Source organism: Paraburkholderia sp. MM6662-R1, assembly GCF_050436245.1.
GTDB lineage: Bacteria > Pseudomonadota > Gammaproteobacteria > Burkholderiales > Burkholderiaceae > Paraburkholderia > Paraburkholderia tuberum.
This window is the reverse complement of the sequence record NZ_JBNDLV010000001.1, coordinates 801,853-821,623: the sequence shown is the minus strand read 5'-3', so window position 1 is coordinate 821,623 and position 19,771 is coordinate 801,853. Positions and strand designations below refer to the sequence as shown.

The window sequence follows — 19,771 nt, the reverse complement described above, 5'->3', positions numbered from 1 at the left end:
AACGTGAAAGCTATTCCAAAGATAATTCATATTATCTGGATTGGCGGCGATATCCCGCAACGAAACCGCGATTGCATCATAACGTTTCCAAGGTTGAACCCCGATTGGGAGGTGAATCTCTGGATTGACGCCAATCAGTTACTGACAGGCGAACGTCGCCGCCAGATCAGCGTACAACACAATGCCAGCACTACGCCGAACCAATGGGATGAGGTGGCTCAACGTCTGGGTCAGGACGGGGGCGATTCGGCAACGATGAGATATCTGAATCAGTATCTGAACATGCGCGGCGAGGATTTGCGTGGAATGCGGGGCCGGCAGGTCAACTCGATCATAAACTTCTGCGAGCAGAACAGGCTCAAGCTGCGCGAGGTGCAGCATGATTTGAAGATGGGTAAGAACTCTACGATTTACCGACGCGAATTGGTCAATCGCGGAGCCAACTTCGGTTCGGCCAGCGATATTCTGCGAATCGAGATTCTTCTTCAGCATGGCGGTCTCTATGTCGATACCGACGTCAGATGCGTCAGTCCCTTGGGGGAAATCATCTGCCACCAGTCTTACCCGCGATTCTCCGCCGTGCATCCCGCCTGGTATCACGGAATAAGCGAGAGCGACTGGGTGGATCCAAACTGGTGGGAACGGAACGTCAGAGGCGACCAGACGCCATCGATCAGCAACTCGATCATTGCGAGTCACGCTGGCAGCGGTGGCTTGAAGTCCTACAAATCGCTCATACACAGCAACTTCAGATCGATCAAGACCAGCGATGATCTGCGAACAGAATATATGAATGACGTCCGGACGAGCACGATCAGAATGACGGGACCAACGGCAGCAGCGGAGAGTTCAGGCTTCAAAAAGGTCCGGGACAAAATGTTCGAGGAGCAAGTCCGCACTCAGACCTCGGATCAGAAACTGCAGAACAATCTTTTCATGCGAGATAACTGGTACTTCCCCATGCACAAGGTCACGGACAGTTACTTTCACGATTGGCTTGGCGTATGAGTTCTTCGAGCGAATCCGGGATCACGTCAATATCGGGTTGATCCATAACACGCAGGACGACCGTCCCGTGGTCGCGAACGACCCGGTGGACAATTCGCGGCAACTGGTCAATAAGGGTTCGGATCCGCTCACTCAGGAGACCTATAAGGAGACCTATATCAAATTCATTTGCGCCATGGCGAAGGAATAGATCGCGTGGGCCGGGTGTTCTGTTTGCCAAAGGGCGTACTAATCGCGCCGGGAGATGGAGCGATGCCAGCAGGCAAAAACCGTCAACCTGGAGGCGTCCGGTTCGCAACAGCGGCGCCGATACCGGTTCGATCACCGCGCTGCGGCTTTCCGTCCAGTACGACTTACCCGCAACGTAAAGAAGGTTCGCAGATCACGTCATGGCCCACGCAATCACACTCACTTCCAGTCTCGGCAGCAGTCTCCTGTTCGCAAACATGACCGCGACCGAGTCGCTCGGTCGGCTGTTTTCATATCGGCTCGAAGCGATCAGCAAGAACGCGGAAGTCGATCTGCGTTCGCTGCTGGGCACGCCGATGACGGTGAAGCTTGTCACGCCGCAAGGCTATACGCGTTACTTCAACGCGATTGTCCGCGAAGGCGAGCAAGGCGGCTTCGTCAACATCGACAACGTGCGCTATGCGGTCTACACGTTCACGCTCGTGCCGAAACCGTGGTTGGCGACGCGCAGACGCGACTGCCGCATCTATCGAAGCATGAGTGTGCCGCAGATCGTCCAGTCGGTACTTGGCGACATCGGCTATAGCGATCTGAAGGTGAGCCTCAGCGGTAGCTATCCGCCGCGCGACTATTGCGTGCAGTACCGCGAAAGCGACTTCGACTTCGTCAGCCGGCTGATGGAGCGGGAAGGCATCTACTACTTCTTCACGCATACGCAGAGCACGCACACGATGGTGCTCGCCGATGCGCTCGGCGCACACTCGAGCGTGGCTGGCTTCGAGCAGATTCCCTATGCGCCGCCGATCGGGCGGGGCAAGCGCATGAAGGCGTCGATCAGCGACTGGGCGACCTCTCGCGCGGTCAACGCGACGAAGGTGCAACTCGACGACTACGACTATCTGAAGCCGAAAGCATCGCTGCTTGCCACCGAAGAGCTGACCGACATGGAGGACGCGCACAACGTGAGCGGCCTCGACATCTACGACTATGGGTACGACTACGTTGGCTACGACGAGCGTCTGTCCGACGGCCAGCGCTACGCGCAGGTGCGCGCGGATGCGTTGAATGTGCCGCTCGCGATGAGCGCCGGCCACACCGACGCCTGTGGTCTCGCCACGGGTGCGCTGTTCAGGCTCAAGGACTTTCCGCTTGCCGACGCGAATCACGAATACCTCGTGATCGACGCGGTGACGCGCCTCGTCGAGCCGGACTACTCGGCGGGCGGCGGTGGAGACGATGGCGAGGCGCCGTTCAAGTGCGGCTTCAAGGCGATCCGCAGCCGCCAGCTGTTTCGCACGATGCCGACGACGCCGCGTCCGGTGATCGCTGGCCTGCATACGGCGGTGGTGTACGGCGATACGCCCGAAGACATCGCCGTCGACAAATACGGCCGCGTGCAGGTCACGTTCTTCTGGAATCGTCAGGGCAAACCGAACGCGCGGAACTCGTGCCCGGTGCGGGTCGCGCAGATGTGGGCCGGCAAGCGCTGGGGCGCGCAGTTCATCCCGCGCGTCGGACAGGAAGTGGTGGTCAGCTTTCTCGACGGCAATCCGGACCGGCCGCTGATCATCGGCAGTGTCTACAACGCCGACAACATGCCGCCGTACAACCTGCCGGACAACAAGACCCAAAGCGGTGTGAAAAGCCGCAGCCACGAAGGTGGCGGTAGTGACGACTACAACGAGATCCGCTTCGAAGACCGGATGGGCCGCGAGCAGGTGCTGATTCACGCGCAAAAGGATCTGCGCGAAGAGTCGGAGCACGACCACGATGTACAGGTCGCGCGCAACTACACGCTGACGGCGGGCAACCAGATCAGGCTGGTCACCGGACTTGCCAGCATCACGATGAACAGCACCGGCGAGATCGCGATTCAAGGCACCAGCATCTCGCTTAACGGAGAGATGAACGTGACGATGGCATCGGGTCTTGCGATGGAAATCAACTCGAAAGCGAATCTGAACATGAGTTCGATCGCGGCGATGGAAATCCTGTCCGAGGCCGATTGCCTCGTGCAGTCCACCAACCTGCAGTTGATCGGGACCGCGACGGCGGTACTGGGCGGCGCGGCTCCGATGATCTTATGAGCACGCCGTCGATTTTCGAAGCAGCGCGCCAGATGCGGCTTTCCACGCGCGCGCAAGCGTGCCTGCGGCCGTCGATGGCGGCGCGTTCGGCGGTGCAGACATTGCTCGACGCCGGACATTCAGCCGATGCGTTGAGCCTGCTTGGTCGGCTTCTGCCGCGCCGTTATGCGGTGGCGTGGGCGTGCCAGTGCTGCCGCCGTCAGACGCTCGACGAACACGACCGCGCAGGTCTCGAACTCGCGGAAGCGTGGGTGCGCGATCCCATGGAAGCGCAACGCGCCGCGGCGCTCGCGTTCGCGAAGACGCATCGCTACCGGACGATCGGCGCATGGACGGCTGCTGCCGCAGGTTGGTCGGGCGGCAACCTGAATCCGGAGCACGAGCGGCCGACGCCGCCGCCGGAGCATCTGACGGCGATCGCGGCGACGGCCGCGGTGAGCTACATGGCCGCGCTGGTGCCCGCGCGGTTCGATGCACGCCGTGCCGCGTTCGTGCGCGATGCGCTGGGCCTGCTGAGTGTTCCTGAAGGTATCGATGGAGGTATGCAATGAGCGCGGCGCAGAGGCTGATTCTCTCGATAGAAGGCGAGGGGACCGGCGGCTTCGACGCAAGCCGCGAGCAGGTGTTCGACTGCCGCGATGGCAGCATCGGCCGTTCCGACGAGTGCGACTGGGTGCTGGGCACGGAAGGCGTGTCGCGTCTGCACGCGCTGGTGCGCTACCTGAACGGCATGTATTTCATCGAGGACCGCAGCACGAACGGCATGTCGCTGAACGGCGCGCCACTGCGAAAAGGCGATCCGGCCGCCCTGAAGCAAGGCGACCGCTTGCAGATCGACACGTTCGATGTCAGCGTGCGCTTGAGCGGCAACGGTGCGACCGAACCGGACCCGCGGGCCGGCTCGGTCGATCCGGGGCGCACCGCGTCTTTCGTTGCTGCCGCGCCGGCCCCTGCCTGCGCACCGGCGCCTGCGCCTGCGCAAAACAGGGGTCCGCTGAACCTGAGCCTGCTGCTCGCGCCACGGCGCGCCACCCCGGCGCAGGAGCATGCGGGCGAGGCCGAAGGCCTGATTCCGGGCGTCGCCGATGGATCGGCGCCGGGTGCGAGTCTCGATCCACTCGCGTTGTTCGATGTGCCATCGTCCTACGTCGACGAACCGCTGCCTCGCGTATCGTCCGCGCCCGGTTGGAACCACACGCCTGCGGCGGCCGACCGCTTCCGGCCGCCGCAGGCCGAGGCGGCACGGCTTGGCGGGCCCGTGCTCCCGGAAGACTGGGACGCGAGCGCGAGCCTGGTCGCCGCGCGTTCCGGGCAGGGGCGGCTCGAACCTTCTGAAGATGTGTCCATGACGACTGGCGGGATCCTGGCGCTTGTGCCCGCACCGTCGCCGACGCAGGTGCCGCCGCAAAATCAAACGCAGTCGGAAACGCCGATGCATTCGCACGCGTCGCCGGACACAACACCCGTCGTGATCGCTGCGGCAGTTGCAGCGCCGGCAGTGCCTGCGGTTCCGACCGCTCCGCTCGCCTCTGCCGCCCCGTCGCCCGCCGGCGAAGACGCTCCCGAATTGATGGAAATGTTCCACATCGCCGTCGACGCGATGATGGACGTGCTACGCGCGCGCGCCGAACTGAAGAACAGCTTCCGGCTGCCCGCGACGTTGATCCAGCGTTCTGAAAACAACCCGTTGAAGTTCGCGCCGACCGCGCAGGAAGCCGTCATGAGGCTGCTCGCGCCGCCCGATGGCGGCTTCCTCCGCGGCAACGCCGCGCTGAACGATGCCGCCGACGACATCCGCAATCACCAGATGGCGATGCTTGCTGGCGTGCGTTCCGCGTTTCAGTCGCTGCTCGCGCATTTCGATCCGGCGAAGATCGAACGGGAAGCCGAAGGGAGCGTGCGCCGTTTGCCGCTCGGTGGCCGGCCGCGTCACTGGGAGCGCTACAAGGAACAGTTTGAAGAAGTCACGAGCAATCCCGATGAATGCTTCAGGCGGCTTTTCGGCGATGAATTCGCGCGCGCCTACGAAGAACAGCTCGGACGCCTGAAAAGGCGGCGCAACGAGCCAACGTAACCAGCCAACGCGACCCGCCGGCGTAACGCGGTGCGGCGAGGCCCGAGGCCGTCGCGACCCGCACTCGTCGCGCGACGTGTGACAACCCCTATCCGGTTCACCGACATGACCCAGAGCAACAAGGTGGTATGGAGCGAAGGCCTGTTCCTCAGGCCGCAGCACATGCAGCAGCAGGAACGCTATTTCGAGCGTTACGTGGAGCTGCGCGCGGGCAATCTGCGTCCGCACGCATGGGGCTTTCACGAACTCGAACTGGAAAGCGATCTGCTCGCAATCGGCAAGCTCGGCATCAAGCGCGCACGCGGCGTGTTTCCCGACGGCACGCCGTTCGCAATGCCCGGCGATGATCCACTGCCGCCGCCGCTCGATATCGATGCGAACTGGCGCGACCAGATCGTTCATCTAACCTTGCCGCTGCGTTCGCCCACGCAGCCGGACAGCGCATGGCCCGGCGCCGGCAGCGATCAACTGTTCCGCTATCGCGTGCGCGAAGCCGAAGTGCGCGATGCGTCGGGCAGCATGGAAGGCGTCACCGCGCTCGAAGTCGCGGGCATGAGTACACGTCTTTTACCCGAATTGCAGCCGATGGAAGGCCTGACGCGGATTCCGTTGGCACGGATCGTCGAATGCCGCGCCGATCGGCGGGTGATCCTCGACGATGGCTTCGTGCCGACCGCGCAGAGCACCGAAGCGGCCGGGCGGCTCGTCACCTTCCTGTCCGAGCTGCTCGGCCTGCTGCATCAGCGCGGCGAGGCGCTCGCAGGACGTGTGAGCGAGACCGATCGCGGCGGTGCCGCGGAAATCGCGGACTTTCTGCTGCTGCAGGTGATCAACCGCTATCAGCCGCTCGTCGCGCATCTTGCCGAGGCGCCGCTGCTGCACCCCGAAGCGCTTTACCGGCTGCTGCTCGAACTGGCCGGCGAGCTGGCTACATTCACGACGCCGGGCAAGCGCGCGCAGGCTTTTCCGCCGTATCGGCACGAACTGCTGCGCGAAAGCTTCGAGCCGGTGATCGCGGCGCTGCGCATCGCGTTGAGCGCGGTGCTCGAACAGAGTGCTGTCGCGATTCCGCTGCAGCAGCGCAAGTATGGCGTGTGGGTCGGCATGGTGCCCGATCTCACGCTGCTCGATACGGCGAGCTTCGTGCTCGCCGCGAAGGCCGACCTGAAGTCCGAAGACATGCGCCGGCAACTGCCGACTCAATCGAAGATCGGTCCTGTCGAAAAGATCCGCGATCTGGTGAACCTGCAACTGCCGGGCATCGGCGTATCGCCGATGGCGGTCGCGCCGCGCCAGTTGCCCTACATGTCGGGCTTCCTCTATTTCGAGTGCGACAGAAACTCGCCGATGTGGCGCATGTTGAAGACGTCCGGCGGCATCGCGATGCACTTCGGTAGCGGCTTCGCCGGTCTCGACCTGCAACTGTGGGCGGTACGCGCATGAATACCACCAACGACCGTTCCGCCGACGCAACCCGGCGCGGCGATGCGACGATGGTGCGCCCGCAGCGCGCCGTCAACACCGATCCCAACGCCGATCTCAACACCGACGCCGGCGAGCTCACGCGCATCGTGCGGCCGGCATCGCCCACTTCGCGCGTGATGCCGGCAAACCGGCCATCGCAGCCGCCTGGCCCGCCGCCGCTGCGCGCCGAGCTGGGCGACTTCCTGAGCGGTGTCGCCAATCCGCTCGTCCGTGCGGCCAATCCGCTGCTGCTGCTGACGGTGCAATTGCGGCACAGCGTTGCGCCGCCCGCCGACGTCGGCCGTCTGCGCGAACAGGCGGTCGCACAGGTGCGCAGCTTCGAGCGCTACGCACAGGGCGCGGGCATCGACACGCAAACCATCGTGGCAGCGCGCTACGTGCTATGCACGATGCTCGACGAGTCGGTGAATAACGCGCCGTGGGGCGACCTGAGCGGCTGGGCGCAAAAGACGCTGCTCGTGACATTCCACGGCGAGGCCTACGGTGGCGCGAAGTTCTTCCAGATTCTCGATCGCCTGAGCGTCGACTTCTCGCGCCATCTCGATCTGATCGAGCTGATGTACATCTGTCTCGCGCTGGGCTTCGGCGGACGCTATCTCGTGGAACCAGGCGGCCTCGCGCGCCTGGCCGACATTCAGGACGATCTCTATCGGCGCATTCGCGGGCTGCGCGAAGCGCCCGCTGCGGAACTGGCGCCGCATTGGCGCGGCGTCGAAGACCGCCGCAATCCGGTGATGCGGCATGTGCCGATGTGGGTCGCCGCGTCGGCTGCGGCCGTCGTGCTGCTGGGTGCATTCCTGGTGTTTTTCACGAAGCTCAACGCGCTCGCTGCGCCAGTCGGCGCACAGCTTGCCGCGATCGGTCTCGAGAACACGCCGCCGCCGCAAACCGTCGCGACGCCCGCGCCCACGGCCGCGCGCGTGACGCTCAAGCAACTGCTCGCGCCACAGGAACAGGCCGGCCAGTTGAGCGTCGACGAACAACCCGATGGCCGCGACACGGTGCGTCTCGCCGCCGCCGAACTGTTCCCGTCGGGCGGCGCCGACATCGCGCCCGACGTGGTGTCGCTCCTGCACCGGATCACGTCGGCGCTGAATCAGGTGAAGGGCAGGGTGATCGTCGTCGGCCACACCGACGACCAGCCCGTGCGTTCGCTGACCTTCAAGGACAACTTCGCGCTGTCGACGGCGCGCGCGCAGAACACGCAGCAGATTCTCGCGCAGGGGCTCGACGATCCGCATCGTCTCGAAGCGAGCGGCGCTGGCTCGTCGCAGCCGATCGCGACGCCGGCCGATCTGCCGGCGAACCGCACGCGCAACCGTCGCGTGGAAATCCTGTTTATCCCGGAGCACTGAACCCATGAACACGCTGAAAAACTGGGTGACGTCCCGGTGGTTCACCGTCGCGATCGGATTGCTATTGATCGCTGCGCTGATCTGGCTGGGCGCGCCCTATCTCGGGATCGGAGAACGGCAGCCGCTCGCGAGCGCCGCGGCCCGGCTAGCGCTGATCTTCGCGATTGTGCTCGGCTGGCTGCTGGTCGAACAGGTCATGCAATGGCGCGCGCGGCGCAAGACGTCGCAACTGTCCGGCGAGCTGGCTGGACAGGACGCGCAGCTTCCGCTCGACGATCCCGGCAGCGCCGAACGCGAGCAGTTGCAGCGTCGCTTTCGCGAAGCAATCGATATGTTGCGCAAGACCCGCAGCAATGGCAGCAATCTCTACGCGCTGCCGTGGTATGTCGTGATCGGTCCGCCGGGCTCGGGCAAGAGCACCCTGGTGCAGAATTCCGGGCTCGAGTTTCCGCTCTCGGAGCGCTTCGGCAAGGAGGCGCTGCGCGGCATCGGCGGCACGCGCAACTGCGACTGGTGGTTCACCGACGAGGCGGTGTTTCTCGACACCGCGGGCCGCTACACGACGCAGGACTCCGATGCGGCCGCCGACGCTTCTGCGTGGCAGGCGTTTCTGTCGCTGCTGCGCCGCTATCGGCGGCGCCGTCCGTTGAACGGCGTGATCGTGACCATGAGCGTGTCCGATCTGCTGACGTTCGACGAAGACGCGCGTCAACAGCACATCCGCACCGTGCGCCGGCGCCTCGACGAACTCGCGCAGCACCTGAAGGTGGCGGTGCCCGTGTATCTCGTGTTCACCAAGTGCGATCTCGTGGCGGGCTTCACCGAGTTCTTCGACGATCTCGGGCCCGATCTGCGCAATCAGGTCTGGGGCATGACGTTTCCCGTCGACGCGAGTATCGACGGCAGCGCCTGCGCGCGCTTCGCGGGCGAGTTCGACCTGTTGCTGGAGCGTCTGAATACGCGCGTGATCGAGCGTCTGCATGGGGAGCGCGATCGCAGCCGACGCGCCGCCGTGCTTAGCTTTCCGCAGCAGCTCGGCGCGTTTCACGAAATTGCGCGGCAGTTCGTCGAAGGCGCGTTCGGGCGTCATCAGTACGGCGCAGCGCCGCTGTTGCGCGGCGCCTATCTGACCTCCGGCACCCAGCACGGCGCGCCGATCGACCGCATGCTGAGCGCCGTCGCGCGCACCTTCGGCGTCGACGCGGCGCGCGTGCAGGGCGGCGGCACGCAACGCCGGACCTTTTTCGTCGAACGGCTGCTGAAGGAAGTGCTGTTCCGCGAGTCGGGCCTCGCCGGCACCAATCCGCGGCTGGAACGGCAGAAGCTGCTGATGCAGGCCGGGATGTATATCGGCATCGCACTCGTCACGGCGCTGCTGATCACCGGCTTCGCCACCAGTTACACGCGCAACCGTCTCTACGTCGCGCAGGTGCAGGACACCCTGGAAGACCTGCCGCCAGCCAGCAGCCTCGTCGGCGCACCGGATCTCAAGACGTATTTCGCGCGTGCGCTCGCGCGCCTCGAAGTCATCTCGGGCGCGCAGGGCGTCGCGGGCCAGTATCAGGGCCACGTGCCCTGGCTGATGCGCTTCGGCCTGTTCCAGGGACACGCGTTGTTCGAGCAGGTGCATGCCGCGTATCTGCGCGAACTCGACGGCACCTTGCTGCCCGGCGTCGGCGTGCGCTTTCGGGAAGGACTCAACGCCAGTGCCAACGCTCCCCAGGCACTCTACGACTACCTGAAGGGCTATCTGATGCTCGGCCAGCCGCAGCATCTCGATCCCGGCGAGCTGGCCGCGCTCGCGCGCATCGAATGGCAACGCATGTTCCCGCAGGACCCGGCGATCCAGAATGCGCTCGACAAACATTTTTCCGCGCTGGTCGACGATCCGGCGAAGCCGCGCGCGCTGACGCTCGACAACGCGCTGATCGATCAGGCGCGCGCGACGCTGAAGACCGCCGATCTCGCGACGCTGATCTACGGCAGCGTCCAGCTCGACGCCGGGCGTTCGGGGGCGCCGCCGGTGCGACTCGACCAGTCGCTCGGACTGCTTGGCAGCGTGTTTCGCCGCAAGAGTGGCGCGCCGCTTTCACAACCGTTCCCCGCGCTGTTCACGAGGCCGGTTTTCGCCGCCGAGGTGAACGGCGGAATCGATCGATCGGTGGACGGCTTCGTGAAGGACTACTGGGTCTTCAACGCCAGCCGCATCGATCCGCTCGCGCGCTCGCGCTACGAACAGCAGGTGCTGGCGCTGTACGAGCAGGACTACATCAAGGCGTGGGACGCGCTGCTCGCCGATCTGCAACTTCAGCCGGTGTCTGACATCCAGGGCGCGAGTGCGCTGGCCGCGAAACTGTCGGGTCCGAGTTCGCCGCTGAAAGCGCTGCTGCATCTCGTGCGTGACAACACCAGCGACATGTTGCGCGGCGCCACGGCTGACGGTGCAACTTCGGCTTCATCGGTTTTGTCGGCTTCGGCGGTGGGCGCGCAGGCGGCGTCTGTAGGCGAGAACCTGGTCGCGAGACGCGCTGCGAACACGCGCCTTGCCGGCGAATTGCGCGATGCGGGCGCGACGTTGCCGGACGGCACCACGACCAACGGCACCGCAAGCACCAAACCGGGTTCAGGCGAAGCGCCGGCCAGCCAGCCGGGCGCCGCCATCGAGGCGCATTTCGCGCAGTTGAACCAGATGAGCGTCGGCACGCCGGGTTCGACGCCGCTCGATCAGATGTCCACCGTGCTCGACCAGCTCGGCAAGAACCTGTTGACGATGACTGACCTGAGCGCACCCGGCGCGCAGAACAATCCGGCCGTGCTCGCGGCGCGCCAGGAGAGCGACCAGTTGCCGCCGCAGGTGGCTTCGCTGATTTCCGGCCTCACCGGCAAGAGTGCGGATCTGGTCGCGAGCGGAAGCAGCGCCGCGCTCGCCAGCCAGTTTCGCGAGGCAGCGGGCAACGATTGCGCGAGCTTCGTCGATGGCCGCTATCCGTTTGCGTCGAACCGTGCATCGGACATCCCCGTGCAGAACTTCGCCGAGCTGTTCGGCAATGGCGGACGGTTCGACAGTTTCTTCAAGTCGACGCTCGCGAAATCAGTCGACACGAGTGGCCGCAACTGGCGCTGGAAGCCCGGCGCGCCGGCCGGCCCCGACGCCGTGCTGAGCGAAGCGCAGAGTGCCGACGCGATCCGCCAGATCTATTTCCGCAACGGCGCGCAACTGCAGGTCGGCTTTACGCTGCTCGCGCCGCAGCTCGATCCGGCAATCGCGAAGCTGACCGTCGAAATCGACGGGCAGAAGTACGACTACGCGGCGAACGGCTCCGCGAGCATGATGATGACGTGGCCTGGACCGCAGCCCGGACACGTGGTCGTCAGTGCGTTCGATACGTCCGGCCAGCCGGTCGGCACGCCGCTGAAATTCAATGGCGACTGGGCGTTCTTCCACGCGCTCGATGCGGCCCGTCTGCAAAAGCAAAGCGACCTGCGCTATCTCGCGACCTTCGACTTCGGCGGCCATGCAGTGAAGCTGCCGATCGCGCCCGCGAGTCTGAAGAACCCGTTCCTCAACGACGAAGTCCGTCGTTTCAGGTGTCCGCGATGAACGGTGGAGTCGGCTTCTTCGGGAAGTTGCCCAGCGCGGGCGATTTTGTTCAGCGACGGCTGCCGTCCGTGTTCGTCGAAGGCTGGGACCGTGACTTCCAGCGCGCGGTCGAAACCGGGCGCCGCGAACTCGGAGCGCACTGGGACGCCGCATGGCGACAGGGCGCGGCGTGGCGCTTCGTGCTGCCCGCACCGGTGTGCGGCAACGTCGCGTGGTGCGGTCTGATCGGACCGGCCGTCGATCGGCTCGGCCGCGCCTTTCCGATGGTACTGGCTGCGCCCTGTGGCGGCGATGTCGCGACCGTGCTCGGCAATCACGCGTGGTTCGACGCGCTCGAGTGCGTCTATCGCAGTGCGCAGCACGAGGTCGTGAGCGTCGAAACCTTCGATGTGCGCGTGGCGGCGTTGCCCGGTCCGCTGACGCACGTGCGACCTGCGACCGACATGGCTGCGTTCTGGCGCGCGCTGCCGTGGGACGGCGGTCAATGGCGACTGGCGATGCCCGAAAGCGCGGCCGTTGGGATGGTGCTGGCCGAGGCATGGTCGCAACTCGGCAAGCGGCCGGGGCCGTGGTGCCTCTGGTGGACCGAACGTGCTGCGTGCCTGTTGGCGACGCGAGGTTTGCCGTTGAGCTACGCAGCGCTACTGGAGCCGGTGGTGTCGAGGGCGGGCGACGTGGGCGACATGGGTGACATGGGCGATGCGCTGCGCGAGTTCGGCTCGGCATCCGCTCGTCAGTGGGAGTCTGTTGCGTTGCTGGGCGATGAAGAGATCGCTGCCGGGCAATCCGCTCTGCACGCGCAGGATGGTCACGATGATCGAGTGTTGCCCGTCGGTTCATCGGCAGCCGGTCACGCTGCAGATGCCAGCGATGCGCTGCTGCTACTCGACGACGGCCGCACGCTGGTGCTGAGTGCCGATGACGGCCCGTCTCACTCGCACCAACGTGCAGCGCGCGCCATCCGCGAGACGGCGCAGCGCAGTGCGGCGGATCTGCCCAGTCTGCGGACCGGCCTGCTGGCGCTGCACGCGCAACTGCGCGGCGCCCGGCACGATGCGCACGATGCGCACGATGCGCACGATGCGCGTTACGCAGCGGCAGCAAACGGCGCTGCCCTCGTCGCGCGCTTTGACGCAGCGCAGGTGCGACTGCTGCGGATCGGCGCCGCAGCAGCCTGGCACTGGCGGCGCGGCCAGTTGCAACCACTGTTCGTCGAGCGGGCGGCAGGCGCGGGCGGCGAATTTGACGATCTGCTGTTCGGCGATGCATGGCTCGCGATGCCCGGCATCGGCGCCTCCGAAGAGCCGGATTGCGACGAAGCGTGCATCACGCTCGAGGATGACGATCGCCTGCTGTTGCTCGTCAGCCGCGCGCTCATCCAGCTTCCGCACGCGTGTCTGCTCGAGGCGCTGGCATTGACCACGAACGAGGACGCCCGCCTGCATCTCGCGATGTGCGCGGGCCTCGGCACGCAGCCCGCGCAATGGCCGCTGGCCGTGATTGAAGTCGGCTCATGACGACGCATTGTTGCTCCGCCGGCCACACCGAGACAGGCAAGGTGCGCCGCCGCAATGAAGATGCGATTCTGGTTCGCGAGGACCTCGGACTGTGGGCTGTGGCCGACGGTCTGGGCGGCCATTCGGCCGGCGACTACGCGAGCACGCTGATCATCGAACGCCTTGGTGCGCTGACGCGCGAAGGCAGCGTCTTCGACTTCATTGCTGCGATCGAAGACAGCCTGCAGCAGGTGAACACCGAACTGCGCGAGGCCGCCGTCGCGCGACAAACCGACGTGATCGGTTCGACCGTCGCGCTGCTGGTGCATGACCAGCAGTTCGTGCTGTGCGGCTGGGTCGGCGATAGCCGCGTGTACGTTCAGGAAAACGGCGCACTAACGCAACTCACTCGCGACCACGTGCATGGTCAACCGGTCGACATCACGCATTTCGGACGACGCGCGCCGGCAGGCGTGGGCACTGGCGTGCTGACCCGGGCGGTCGGCGTCGACGAGACGCTCTACGTCGACTGGGCCATGGCCGGCAGCCGGCCCGGCATGCAGTTCCTGCTGTGCTCGGATGGCGTCAACAAGGAGCTGAGTGATGGCGAATTGACCGCCGCCTGTCGCGAGCAGCACAGTCCACGCCGGCAGATCGAGCGCCTGTTCGAGCTCGCCCTTGCGCGTCGCGCGCGCGACAACATTTCCGCCGTCATCGTGCGGCTCGAAGCATCGTGAAATTTCCGCCATGAACCATCCGGACCCCATCCCTTCCGCTGATCACGGGCGCACGCCGAAGCTGGCCGCGCTATCCGACGCTTTCAGGACACGTTGTGAGCGTCAGATCGACGTTCTTCGCAGCGGGTCGGCACCCGCGAGAACTGGCGTGCGTTCCACCACTTCATCGTCCGCACAGATGGTCGGTGCGTTATCGGCATCCGTGCGCCGCAACCACGGCATGACTATCGTGCCGCCCGCGCTGTCGGTCCGCAGCGATGTCGTGCAGTGCGAGTGGCTGCGACCGAGGAGGCAGCAGGCATGAGTGTGGACGAGCAGCAGGTCAACGACGCATTGCGCGCGCTCGACGAAGCCCATCGACTACAGCGGATTCAGCGCAACGAATACCGGTACCGCCGACGCATGTTGTTCGAATCGCTGGGGCGGGACACTGCGGGTACAGGCGACACCGTGCGGCGGGTCGTGCTGTCGGGCGTCATGCAACAGCCGGACGTGTCGGCGGAAGGTCACGATGCCGGAAGTGCGGCAAGTGCTGAAGGGGGGGCAGTGCGCACGGACCTCGACGCGCGACCGCTCGCCGCGTGGGCCGCCGTGCTGCTCGGCATGGCCGCGGTGGGCGTCATGGTGTTTTGCTGGTTTGTCTTCGCATATTGAGCCGCGTTTTCGAAGCAGCCAGTCCGAGCGCAACAGCCGCTCAATGTTGCACCGATCTGCAGGGATTATTCTTCGTCCGGCCCGGATAGCGTCTGCAGTTCTGCGAGGCCGCCGGGCGCGATGTTTTTAAGGACCTCCGCGAAGCGCTTGCCGACCAGACGTCTGGCTCGCTTGAGCAGGATCGGCAGCGGACTGGACGGTTCGTGACGTTCGTAGTAGTCGCAGATTTCGTCGATGCACAGGACGACGTCATCGGGTCCCTGGATTCGTCCGTTATCGCGCCGAGGGGCAGCGTTCGTGGGCGCGTCTTCGCCGGTCGACACCAATCCGGCGGCAAGCGCTTCGCCGCGCTCTGGAAAGCGCCGCGCCAACTGTGCATCGACGAACTTCTTCAACTCTTCGATATCGTCGGTCAGGTGGCCCAGATCGGGTCCAGCGGTACCCAGCTTTTCGCTCGCAATTGCATCAATGGCGCGCGCGTGCTCTAGCGCTATCGCGAGTGCTGCGGCCGCATCGGGCAACTGGTGTTCGGGGCAATCCATGCAGCACGCTTCGAGATCGATCAGCGTGGGCGCAGGCATGCCCTCCGCAGAGGGGGGCCGGGTGATTGCGCCCGTCGCGATACGCAGATCGCGCAACGAAAAGCGGCCGAGTCGCGGTGAGCTCACGAAGGGCGCGTTGCGGAAATAGGCGAGTACGCTCCGGGGATCGCCGAGCGGCATGATCGCGTTGGTGCGCGCGGTAGCGTCGTTGTCGTCGGCGGCGTCCAATTGCGGGTGCGCCGCCTCCCAGTAACGTTCCAGCAGACCGCGAACCAGCCCCAGACCGGCGCTCCAGCCTGCAATGCCATGAATGCGGGTCGAGGCGGCGGTCAGATGGATGGCCACACGCAGGTCGTTGGTACGGTTGAACAAAGCCTCGGCGGCGGTTGCCACCTTATCCCAGTCCGGTTCTACGGCGGCCTTCAGGCTGTCGCCCATCGCCCGCTCGGATGTCGGTGTGGCGAGCCGCTCCAGCGCGATGAATTCTGGATCGTATTCGAGGTTCTCGCCTGTCGGCGTGCTGTCATCGATGGGGCGGAGCAGGTGATCTGGATCGAATGGCGTCATGATTGGCTGGCGAAAAAGGAAGGGCGCTGAGACTACAACGACAGGGCGCGTCCAACGAGCGCGCGGCATCAAACGGACAACAGCTAGTGCCCCGTCGTTATTCCGTCTCAACTGATCGTCGGCCTGGTACGCAGATCGAACGCTTTGCTACCGAGCGCCAGGCGCTTGCTCCCTTGCAAGACGTAGAACCTGGGTTCGAAAATCGCTGGCGCGCGTTTATTTGAGAGTTCCATAATTCATGACGTCACCACAGCGTAGCCTGCATCCAGCAAGCGGCAATGATCGAAGGCCGAGGAATTGGACGATCTCTTCCTTCTTGATGCTCCCCTCGTGCAGCCGGAACAAACAGTCGGTGCGCGTGAGCCCGGCGATGACAGAGACGTGATTCCAGTTGAAGTGAAACTGGATGATGGACGTCTGTCCCTTGGGCGCCCAGGTGCGGACTCTGGTCGGGTGCTCGCTGATGCCGGACTCGTCCACGAAGACAATCAGCCGCCCTTCTCGTCGGGCTTTTTTTTAAGGGCCGGCCAGGTGCGGCGCTTCCAGTTGCGCACGGCATCCTCGTTGCGTTCGATGGCCCGCTTCTCGGGTTTTTGCGGGCTAAAGCCCAGTGAGCCCAGGATGCGCCAAACCTGCGTCTGGCCAAAGCGAACGCCGTGCATGCGTTCGATGACCGCGCCCACACGCTTGAGAGTCCACAGTTCAGTGCCAAATCCATGCTCGACGGGGCTTTGCAGCAGGGCGGCGCGAACAGCCGCCAACTGTTGCTCATCGAGTTGGGCCGGGCGCCCTCGCTCGCGCACCTCTCGTAGCGCATCGATGCCGCCTTCATCGAGCAGCCGCTTCCATGTGTACACCGTCTGCCGAGCCACACCCACCGCCAACGCCACCTCGGCGCAGCCCTTGCCCGCCAGCAGCAGCCGACCCGCCTTCAATCGCTTCTTTGCTGCTTCGCTCATTCGCCGTTGCGCCATGCCAACTTGTCTCCAGGACCGTCCTGAAAATATAACGCTTGAGACGCTCAACGGTTGTCATGATTTACGGAAAAATCAATAGTCGATCAATGTAGTCGGCCCAATCCTGCATGACCCTGCGACGATCGTCGTCAGACGTTGTTCTGTCGTAGGCCTTTACTCCGGCTTACGCCGGAAGAACTTGTGGTGCCCAGGAGAGGACTCGCATTTGTCTTGTAGTGCATTGATTTTTAACGATTATTTTTAAAAGTCGCCCTTAAAGCGTACTTCTTTACGTACTCATTTTGCGGCTCGCTTGAAATTGTGACGCTTTTTGCGCAAACGCAATGCTGGGTCGACGATACAGTGATGGATGTTTCAGGTTACGGTTCCCCTGCGCCCACACGTGCCGCAGGGAAGTCAGGGGATGTTCAGATTTTTTATGCGTTCATAAAGTGTGAACCAGCTTATCAGCGACGCAACCCGGCGCAGCCGCGTTCCATTGAGTGTTATCGGCTTTCGTCCGGCTGGGCGAAGTGATGGTTTGACCAAGGAGGGGAAGCTGACGCTCGATGTGAGCGGCGCGGTCCAGCAATACACGCTCGCGGCCCGAGGCCGGATAAGATCGCGGGCGCAAGTGGGCGTCCTTGTGGCGAAGAACCGCACCGCGGCTTTTCCAGTCCTGCTGGCCACTGCCTATTTGACGCTTGCGTTGGCGGAGGAATGCGTCGAGCATGACCTGCAGCTCATCGATCTGGCCGGTAATCTGTACGTGCACGCGCCTGGCCAGTACAGACTTGTAACAGGCAGGCCCGCGAACTCCGAGATCAGGCGTTTGACATCGAAATCGGGGAAGCCCGCCATCTCCGCGAGCGCCTCTGCGCTCAGAATGATTTTTGTGCTGTTATCTGCTCCAGAGTTGCTTAACCGTCCATACCGGGAAATTGCGGCAGCGGCTGGTGTGGCGCTTGGCACAGTTGGCAGTGTGCTGGACGACCTGCGTGAGGGCGGCTTGCTGGCGGGCACGGACGACCGGCGATTGCTCGATCCTGCGGCGCTCAGGGAAGAGTGGGCGACCAACCATCCGCTTCGCCTGCTGCCGAAGCTCAACCTGCAACGGTTCGCAGAAGGCGATCCATCGTGGTGGCAGCATGCCGAGCTTCCTACAGGGCAGGCGTGGTGGGGCGGGGAGGTTGCTGCCGCAAAACTGACAGGGCAGCTTCGGCCGGCCGCGCAAACGCTTTATGTCGAACCGTCGGCGAGACCGGATGTGACGATGGCACTCGCGAAGCGTCACCGCTTGCGTGCGGATCCCGCCCTACCAGCGCACCACGCAACTGATAACCGTTACCGGAAAGCGGTGACCACCATAAAGCGCCTCTTCGTTCTTTATCACGCGTTCTTACTCGGCCATCTCGCCAACGTGACACGCCTCGACCTGCGGCCTGCGCGTTGTGAGGAAAAGCTGCTGCGCCCGTCCAAGGGGCAGCCGGATGGGCTTGTTGGCCAGGCCGTCGCACCGGCAGCCCTGCATCGGACGCCGGCCGGTCAGACGAACGTCGGACATTCCGCCGGATAGCTCGATGCGAAGTTACTGAACGATGCTGACCGGTCCGTGATCGTCGCAGTGGTTGCCGTGCGGGTGGTGCAGATGTCCGTTGACGAGATAGTCGACATGATCGCCGTGCGGCACGGCCGGGTGGCCGCAGCTTGGGCCATGCACGTGGCCCGGCTCATGTCCGCCGCACTGATGATCGGGCGTGCAACGATCAGGGTTGGTGGTGTTCACCTCGAGGCGGTGTTCGTCAACGTGGTCGCCATGCGGGTGATGCAGATGACCGTCGTGCAAATAGTCGACGTGATCGCCATGCCGGATCGCCGTATGTCCGCAGTGCGGACCGTGCTGGTGGTCGTGGTGAGCGTGGTGCGGTTCGTTGCAGGTGGCCATGGTGTTTGCTCCGTCAGGATGATGCAGGTTCGGGGTGCTCGGCGGCGTGGGTCAGAACGCTCTGAAGAAGCGTCAGGACGTGCTCGTCCGCGAGGGCGTAGAAAACATGCTTAGCCTCCCGGCGGCGCTTCACCAGCCGGGCGGCATGCAGCACTTTCAGTCGGGCTGAAATGCTGCCCAGCTTGGCCTGCTCAAACCCTACAAGTTCGGTGACGCAACGCTCGCCCTGCGACAGCAGGACAAGCAGCCGCAAGCGTGCGGGATCGCGCAGCGCGTGAAACATCGCACCGGCCGCTTCGAGCTGGGCGGGCGAAGCGGCAACGGGTGGCCGGTCCGAACAGTTGTGAGTACAGGCAGGCGTCATATTTATCAATCTATAGTTCGTTAGAATGATAAAGGCTTCTGCGGGACTGTCAAGTGCTTTCGCCGGAAGTAGGGGCGCAACAGGTCCCGTTGCCAATGCGGGCTGGATGGCATGGCCGCAGTGGATCTGCGGGATTTGGCGGTTATGCACCAGTTCAAGGCAGTACGCCGGGCGCCACCATTGTGGCGGCAGCTGGCGTCTTGCCCCCAGATTTTCGCGAGCGCCCGAACTGTGTCGAATCAGCGGGCTTCCGGATGAACAGTCCTGTGGATCCCATGGTTGGCGTACCGATATCGACCTGAATATGTCCCTCGCGTGCATGTAGCACGCAGCCGGTCGCGCGGGCGCATGCCGGGCCCCAGTAGTCAGGCGGACGCCTGGGTGGCTTTGCCAACGCGACGGCTGCGTTGACAGTTCTAGCCTGGCCGCCGGACATGCATCGGCAGTAGGGGGCGGCGCATGTCACCCCCGTTTCAGGGCAACGTCGCCGCGGCCCCGGTCGGCACGGGATGTGCCACATGCCGTCATCCAGCCGGTGGCCATTCTGTTACGCGACGCGACGGATCGGTTCCTGCTGTCACCTCTCAATACGTGCGCATACGCGCAATCCGCACGATCCCGTCAACCTTCACAAATGCAACATAGTTGCGTTTGTGTATAATTCGGGCGATGTGCCGGAGAGCATCGCAAGCCCGCTCCCTATGCAGTACC

14 protein-coding genes and 1 pseudogene are annotated in these 19,771 nt (G+C 64.2%); 11 read left to right on the top strand and 4 right to left on the bottom strand.

The window, feature by feature from the left end; genetic code table 11:
• The first annotated feature begins 3 nt into the window (after positions 1-3).
• From OKW39_RS03970 to OKW39_RS03925, 10 genes are all read left to right on the top strand, one after another.
• A complete protein-coding gene (locus tag OKW39_RS03970) occupies positions 4-1,008 on the top strand; it encodes a TcdA/TcdB catalytic glycosyltransferase domain-containing protein (protein ID WP_429562121.1) in 1,005 nt (334 codons plus the stop codon).
• Positions 1,009-1,397: 389 nt separating this feature from the next.
• The gene (tssI, locus tag OKW39_RS03965; protein ID WP_429562120.1) at positions 1,398-3,284 is read left to right on the top strand and encodes a type VI secretion system tip protein TssI/VgrG; all 1,887 of its coding nucleotides are present in this window, start codon (positions 1,398-1,400) and stop codon (positions 3,282-3,284) included.
• The gene (locus tag OKW39_RS03960; protein ID WP_090804266.1) at positions 3,281-3,835 is read left to right on the top strand and encodes a DUF6931 family protein; all 555 of its coding nucleotides are present in this window, start codon (positions 3,281-3,283) and stop codon (positions 3,833-3,835) included. The genes tssI and OKW39_RS03960 overlap by 4 nt, the downstream gene beginning before the upstream one ends.
• Positions 3,832-5,358, top strand: coding sequence for a type VI secretion system-associated FHA domain protein TagH (gene tagH, locus OKW39_RS03955; RefSeq protein WP_429562119.1), 1,527 nt, complete (start codon positions 3,832-3,834; stop codon positions 5,356-5,358). Before OKW39_RS03960 ends, tagH begins: the two co-directional genes overlap by 4 nt.
• 78 nt (positions 5,359-5,436) lie before the next feature.
• Positions 5,437-6,801: a type VI secretion system baseplate subunit TssK gene (gene tssK, locus OKW39_RS03950; RefSeq protein WP_429562118.1), complete on the top strand. Its 1,365-nt coding sequence runs from the start codon at positions 5,437-5,439 to the stop codon at positions 6,799-6,801.
• Positions 6,798-8,198, top strand: a complete 1,401-nt coding sequence (icmH, locus tag OKW39_RS03945; protein WP_429361533.1) for a type IVB secretion system protein IcmH/DotU — start codon at positions 6,798-6,800, stop codon at positions 8,196-8,198. Before tssK ends, icmH begins: the two co-directional genes overlap by 4 nt.
• 4 nt (positions 8,199-8,202) lie before the next feature.
• A complete protein-coding gene (gene tssM / locus OKW39_RS03940) occupies positions 8,203-11,799 on the top strand; it encodes a type VI secretion system membrane subunit TssM (protein WP_429562117.1) in 3,597 nt (1,198 codons plus the stop codon).
• Entirely contained in the window at positions 11,796-13,316 is a 1,521-nt protein-coding gene (tagF, locus tag OKW39_RS03935) for a type VI secretion system-associated protein TagF (protein ID WP_429562116.1), read from the top strand. The genes tssM and tagF overlap by 4 nt, the downstream gene beginning before the upstream one ends.
• Positions 13,313-14,032, top strand: coding sequence for a PP2C family protein-serine/threonine phosphatase (locus OKW39_RS03930; protein ID WP_187610332.1), 720 nt, complete (start codon positions 13,313-13,315; stop codon positions 14,030-14,032). The genes tagF and OKW39_RS03930 overlap by 4 nt, the downstream gene beginning before the upstream one ends.
• 300 nt (positions 14,033-14,332) lie before the next feature.
• Positions 14,333-14,686, top strand: a complete 354-nt coding sequence (locus OKW39_RS03925; RefSeq protein WP_429562115.1) for a hypothetical protein — start codon at positions 14,333-14,335, stop codon at positions 14,684-14,686.
• Positions 14,687-14,751: 65 nt separating this feature from the next.
• On the opposite strand, the gene tssA is transcribed toward OKW39_RS03925, so the two are convergent.
• A complete protein-coding gene (gene tssA, locus OKW39_RS03920) occupies positions 14,752-15,795 on the bottom strand; it encodes a type VI secretion system protein TssA (RefSeq protein WP_429562114.1) in 1,044 nt (347 codons plus the stop codon).
• Between the two features lie 291 nt (positions 15,796-16,086).
• Positions 16,087-16,769, bottom strand: a pseudogene (locus tag OKW39_RS03915) (IS630 family transposase); the annotation flags it as partial.
• Positions 16,770-17,205: 436 nt separating this feature from the next.
• Here OKW39_RS03915 and OKW39_RS03910 point away from each other — a divergent pair.
• A complete protein-coding gene (locus OKW39_RS03910; RefSeq protein ID WP_429562113.1) occupies positions 17,206-18,327 on the top strand; it encodes a type IV toxin-antitoxin system AbiEi family antitoxin in 1,122 nt (373 codons plus the stop codon).
• Between the two features lie 12 nt (positions 18,328-18,339).
• Here the strand turns inward: OKW39_RS03910 and OKW39_RS03905 are convergent, their stop codons facing one another.
• Positions 18,340-18,696, bottom strand: a complete 357-nt coding sequence (locus OKW39_RS03905; RefSeq protein ID WP_167368641.1) for a hypothetical protein — start codon at positions 18,694-18,696, stop codon at positions 18,340-18,342.
• Between the two features lie 13 nt (positions 18,697-18,709).
• Positions 18,710-18,979, bottom strand: a complete 270-nt coding sequence (locus tag OKW39_RS03900) for an ArsR/SmtB family transcription factor (protein ID WP_222944748.1) — start codon at positions 18,977-18,979, stop codon at positions 18,710-18,712.
• Positions 18,980-19,771 lie beyond the last annotated feature (792 nt).